At 71.5% G+C, this 5,227-nt stretch carries 6 protein-coding genes and 1 pseudogene; 2 read left to right on the forward strand and 5 right to left on the reverse strand.

Going from position 1 to position 5,227, the window contains the following annotated elements; translation table 11 throughout:
* The 5 genes and pseudogenes from ACFC02_RS41530 to ACFC02_RS41550 form a co-directional block, all read right to left on the reverse strand.
* Positions 1-500 (reverse strand): annotated as a pseudogene (locus ACFC02_RS41530) (hypothetical protein); the annotation flags it as partial.
* A gap of 3 nt (positions 501-503) precedes the next feature.
* Positions 504-662 (reverse strand): DUF6760 family protein, encoded by a 159-nt coding sequence (locus ACFC02_RS41535; protein ID WP_018568006.1) that lies wholly within the window; start codon positions 660-662, stop codon positions 504-506.
* The gene (locus tag ACFC02_RS41540; RefSeq protein WP_360974881.1) at positions 659-1,183 is read right to left on the reverse strand and encodes a hypothetical protein; all 525 of its coding nucleotides are present in this window, start codon (positions 1,181-1,183) and stop codon (positions 659-661) included. Before ACFC02_RS41540 ends, ACFC02_RS41535 begins: the two co-directional genes overlap by 4 nt.
* Positions 1,183-1,626: a phage tail protein gene (locus ACFC02_RS41545; protein WP_037862822.1), complete on the reverse strand. Its 444-nt coding sequence runs from the start codon at positions 1,624-1,626 to the stop codon at positions 1,183-1,185. The genes ACFC02_RS41540 and ACFC02_RS41545 overlap by 1 nt, the downstream gene beginning before the upstream one ends.
* 63 nt (positions 1,627-1,689) lie before the next feature.
* Positions 1,690-3,300 (reverse strand): phage tail sheath subtilisin-like domain-containing protein, encoded by a 1,611-nt coding sequence (locus ACFC02_RS41550; RefSeq protein WP_376368056.1) that lies wholly within the window; start codon positions 3,298-3,300, stop codon positions 1,690-1,692.
* A gap of 210 nt (positions 3,301-3,510) precedes the next feature.
* Here ACFC02_RS41550 and ACFC02_RS41555 point away from each other — a divergent pair, with 210 nt between their 5' ends.
* On the forward strand, positions 3,511-3,684 hold the full coding sequence (locus tag ACFC02_RS41555; RefSeq protein ID WP_376368058.1) for a hypothetical protein: 174 nt from the start codon (positions 3,511-3,513) through the stop codon (positions 3,682-3,684).
* 8 nt (positions 3,685-3,692) lie between these two features.
* On the forward strand, positions 3,693-5,135 hold the full coding sequence (locus ACFC02_RS41560) for an RICIN domain-containing protein (protein WP_376368060.1): 1,443 nt from the start codon (positions 3,693-3,695) through the stop codon (positions 5,133-5,135).
* Positions 5,136-5,227: the final 92 nt, after the last annotated feature.

Below are 5,227 nucleotides of genomic sequence, written 5' to 3' on the forward strand. Positions count from 1 at the left end.
ATGTACCGCAGCGGCACCGCCGGCGCCCGCTGCACCACCGGCTCCTGGCCGGCGGCCGTGGGCAGGGCGGCGGCGGGCCGCTCCAGACCCGTGGTCGGGCGTGCGGTGCCCTGGTGGACCATGCCGCCGAGCACCGTGCTCGACCGCCCGTCCAGGACCGCGTGGGACGCCGAGGCGGCGAACGACGGGTTCTGCCACGTGGGCAGTCGTCCGCCGAACGCGGAATCGGCGACACCGCCCGGGGCCGGGGCGAGGGCACGCTGGATCGGCGGCAGCGCGGACCAGGTCGGCGCTACCGCCGCCCGTGTGTCCGAGCCGGCCGCGGGGCCTGTCGAGCCCCCGCCTGCCCCATCGCCCGCCGCGTCCGTGGCGCCCGCGCCATCCGTGACGTCAGCGGCGCGTGCCACGTCCGTCACGGCACCGTCCGCGCTCTCGCCGCGCGCGGCGGAGCCCCGCCTGCGGGTGCGCTCGCGCGGGTCCAGCCGGTCCAGGAAACCCACTGCTCAGCCCTCCGCCCCGGCGCGCGTCACCAGGGAGGCGATCGCCTCCGTGTAACGGCGGCGATCGTGGTGTTCCAGGTCCAGGATCTCCTCCAGGCTCCAGTGGAAGTGGTAGGCCACGTACGCGATCTCCTCCTGCAGCCGGTCGGTCGCGTACGTCACGATTCCCCCAGGCGGCTCCCGCCGAGTTCCACTTCGAAGGGTTCCGAGCAGTGCGGGCACCGGACGGCGGCGCGGGTGTGGCCCTCGGCGTTGATCTGCCGGTAGAAGTCCTGCAGGAACGCCAGGTCCGAGGCGAACATGTTCTCCACGATGCCGTCGTGGACCAGGGGCAGCGTGCCGAGCCGGGTGATGACCCGGCCCAGCAGCACCACCGACAGGTACGCCGGGTTCTCCTGCACGCGCACGTCCCGCAGCGGGACGAGTTCGTCGCGTGCCGTCGACAGGCGCATGGTCCCGTCCCGGTGGACGGTGCCCGACTCGTCGACGTAGCCGCGGGGCAGCTGGAAGGGGAACTCGGTGCGCAGCGGTTCCTGCGGCAGGGACTGCGGCGCCGCCGGCTGCGGTGCCGCGGCCTGCTGCGCCGGCGGAGCCTGCACTCCCGTCTCCGGGGCGGGCTCCGCCGCCGCGTCCTGGCCGGCGTACGCGACGGCGCTGCCGGCCCGGCCTGCCGTACGCCGCATTACTCGATGACCAGTTCTTCGAACGCGATCGTCACGGTCTCGGTCAGAGCGGCGGCCTCGCCCGCCTTGACCGTGCTCGCGTCGATCTTGCTGCACCAGGCGTTGCGCAGGTGGTAGCGCTTCACCGGGTTGTTCTGGAAGTCCATCATGATGATGGACGCGTTCTTGCGGGCGGTGGTCATCTGCCCGCTGATGGACTGGTTGATCCACTGCGTGAACGACGCGGACTGGGTCATGCCGCGCACGACCGTGCAGGTGCCGTTCTTCTTCACGCCCGGCAGGTTCTTGACGACGTTCTGGCCGCCCGGGGTGTTCTGCTGGTACGTGATGACGTCCTGCTCGATGCTCAGACCGCTGACCTCGGCCAGGTACTCGACCATCACGCCGTCGATCTGCAGGCCGAAATTGTGCGAGGTGAGGGCGTCACCCGGCTGGAGACTCATGTGTTAGCTGTCCTTCTCGAAGACCTGGCTGGGGGGAAGAGGAGCGGAGGGCGGGCGCGGGGCCTACTCCTCCAGCTCACCGCTGCCGCTGGAGAACTGGGCCAGCCGGAAGATCACGAACTCGGCCGGCTTGACCGGCGCGATGCCGATCTCGCAGACGACCCGGCCGACGTCGACCGACTCCGGCGGGTTGGTCTCCTCGTCACACTTGACGTAGTACGCCTCTTCGGGACGCTGGCCGAACAGGGCGCCGCTGCGCCACTCGTTGACCAGGAACGCGGAGATGTTACGCCGGATGCGGGCCCACAGCGCGTGGTCGTTCGGCTCGAACACCGTCCACTGGGTACCGATGAGGATGGACTCCTCAAGGTAGTTGAAGTAGCGGCGGATGTTCAGGTAGCGCCAGGCCGGGTCGGAGGAGAGGGTGCGGGCACCCCAGACGCGGATGCCGCGGCCCGGGAAGGCGCGGATGCAGTTGACGCCGATCGGGTTGAGCAGGTCCTGCTCGCCGCGGGTGATCTGGTTCTCCAGGTCGATCGCGCCGCGCACGACCTCGTTGGCGGGCGCCTTGTGGACGCCGCGCTCGGCGTCGTTGCGGGCCCACACGCCGGCGACGTGGCCGCTCGGCGGGATCAGCCGGGACTGGCCGCTGCTCGGGTCGAACGACTTGATCCAGGGGTAGTACAGGGCGGCGTACTTGGAGTCGTAGCCGGCCGTCTCCTGGCGCCAGACCCGGATCTGCTGGGCGTTCAGGCCCGGCGGGGGGTCGATGACGGCGACCCGGTCGCCCATCAGTTCGCAGTGCGCGATCAGGCCGAGCTGGACGGCCTTGACGGCCTCCAGGTCGATCGCGCCGCGCTGGTAGGCGGCCATCAGGTCGGGGACGGCGACCATGGAGACCTCGTCGACGGCCTCCAGGCCGCCGAAGCCGGTGCGGTCCGCGGAGTCGCCGAGGTACTCGGCCGGGCCGGGGTGGCGGTCCGGCACCGACTCCTGGGCGGGCGGCGTGGCGGGGACCGCGACGGGCGCCGGGGCCGGCAGGGCCAGCGTCTGGTTCTCCGGGCGGGCCAACTGCGCGGCCGGCGCGGCCTCGGTCACGGTGATGAGCTTCGAGCGCTCCTTCACCTGCGTGACGACGTAGTTGCGGCCGCTCTTCTTGGCGGTGACGTCGAAGGTCTCGACGGCCTTGTCGCCGTCCTTGACGACCAGCTTGAACCGCTCGGCGGGGCCCTCGCCCTCCGGGTCGGCGACCTCGACGCTCAGCCCGCCCTTGGCGTTGGCGATGGCGGTCACCGTGAACGTGCCGAGCTGGCGCGGCTCACCGGCCGGCAGCGCGGCCGGAGCGGCGGAACCGCTCACCGCGGCGGGCGTCGAAGAGGCGCGGCCGACCGCGCCGTCGGTGCCCTCGGCGGAGCCTCCGACGCGGACGACGTAGGCCGCCGTGCCGCCGTTCTGGAAGAACCCGTACACCGAGTGGGCCAGGTAGTACCCGTCGGTGAACTCACCGAAGGCCGCCACGTACTGGCTCCAGTTGGTCACCAGGGTCGGCTCGTTGAGCGGCCCGGCCGGCGCGAGGCCCACGAAGGCCGCCACCGAGGTGCCGACCCCCTCGATCGGACGTGAACCGCTGGCCACCTCCTCGACGTAGACGCCGGGTGACAGGTAGGACGGCATGCTCTGCTCTCCTCGGGGTACGAGACAGGAACGGGCTCCACCCTCACGCGCGAAGCGCGTCGTTCGAAACGTCCTGCGGTACCTCTTCGCGGGCACGCCGATTGCCCCGAGGGGCAGTCCGCCCGGCCCCGCTGCCCCCATGGCCGGGCCCGCTGCCCGCGCGACTGCCCCCGCGTCCCTTCCGTACGCCCGCGCGCGCGGACCAGGCTGGTGAGCGCCGGCAGCGGAGGGGAGCGCGGCGCGCGTACGGGCAGGTGGACGCGGCGACTGGGGCGGGGGCGAAGCGGCGCCCGCCGGGGTGCGCCGACGGCAGCCATGTCGTCCGCCGACGGCGACCTCGTCGAGTACGCCGAGCACCACGCCACGAAGACCCCGGAGCAGTGACCTGACAGATGAGCCTTTGGACCTCTCTGGAACCCGCTTCCGCGACCGTCGATCCGGGGGGCAGCACCCGCGTGCGGCTGCGGCTGCGCAACACCGGTGACGTCGTCGACGAGTACCGCTTCGAACCGGTCGGGGACATCGCGCCCTGGACGATCGTGGAACCGCCGACGCTGCGGCTCTACCCGGGCACGACGGGCACGGTGGAGCTGACCTTCTCCCCGCCGCGCACTCCCGACGCCACGGCCGGACCGAACCCGTACGCCGTCCGCATCACCCCGACCGAGCACCCCGAGGCCGTCACCGTCCCCGAGGGCAACCTCACCATCACGCCCTTCACCGAGATCCGGGCGGAACTGGTCCCGCACACCGTCAAGGGCCGGTTCCGCGGGCGCCCCCGCCTCGCGGTCGACAACCTCGGCAACACCAAGGTCACCGCCTCCCTGAGCGGCAGCGACAACGGCGACCAGCTCTCCTACGACCTGCACCCGAGCAACGTGCAGATCGAGCCGGGGCGGGCCGCCTTCGTCAAGGCCACCCTGAAGCCGCGGAAGATCATCTGGTTCGGGGCCAAGGAGCAGCGGCCGTACACCCTGGCAGTCCAGCGCTCGGGCGCGAACGCCCTGCCCGTGGACGGCACCTACGTGCAGCGCGGCTTCCTGCCGCGCTGGCTCGCCACGTTCTTCGGCGTGCTGCTGGCCCTGTCCATCACCTTCGTGATGCTCTGGATCGCCTACAAGCCAAGGGTCGCCACCGGCGCCAACGAGAAGGTCGCCGAGGCCGGCACCACGCTCGCACCGTCCCCGAGTTCGAGCCCGGCCCTGGCCCCCGCGCCGCCGCCCCCGTCCCCCGAGCAGCCGCAGCAGCCCGAGGCCCCGCAGAACACCGAGGAGGCCAAGGGCGGCGGCGGCGACGGCGGAGGCGGCGGAGGCGCGCCCGCGAAGAAGAAGAAGCCCAAGCCGGTGGTGCCCGCCGAGAACGTGCTGCTGCGCAACACCACGACCAAGAAGTGCGCGGACATCCCGGGCTACGACAACGGCACGAAGGCCGGGCCGGTGCGCGAGTACGACTGCGACGGGACCTCGCACGACAACCAGTTGTGGGACCTGGACGTGACGGACGCCAGGGGCGGCCCCGGCGGCACCCCCCTCTTCCTGATCCGCAACGTCAAGGACAGGTTCTGCATGGACGTGACCGGCTACGACGCCGCTCCCGTGCGGTCCCCGATCATGGAGTACATGTGCAACCCCACCCAGGCCGACAACCAGCTGTGGTGGGTGGACAAGCAGAAGAGCGGCGCCTACTGGATCCGCAACTTCGCCAGCCAGAACCTGTGCCTCGACGTGGCGGGCAACGGCGACGGCGTCAACGACACCAACCTCACCCTGTTCTACTGCTCCACGAGCGACGACCAGGAATGGCAGATCCTCCCGCAGAAGAAGGACGGCGAGTGACAGCCGCGACGGCGTAGCGAAGGGGTGGGGTGGCAGGCACCGGGGCGTGCCCCCCCACTGTCATATAAACAAAAACCAATCCCACAAGCCCC

It is taken from the genome of Streptomyces sp. NPDC056160 (assembly GCF_042268205.1).
Taxonomy (GTDB): domain Bacteria; phylum Actinomycetota; class Actinomycetes; order Streptomycetales; family Streptomycetaceae; genus Streptomyces.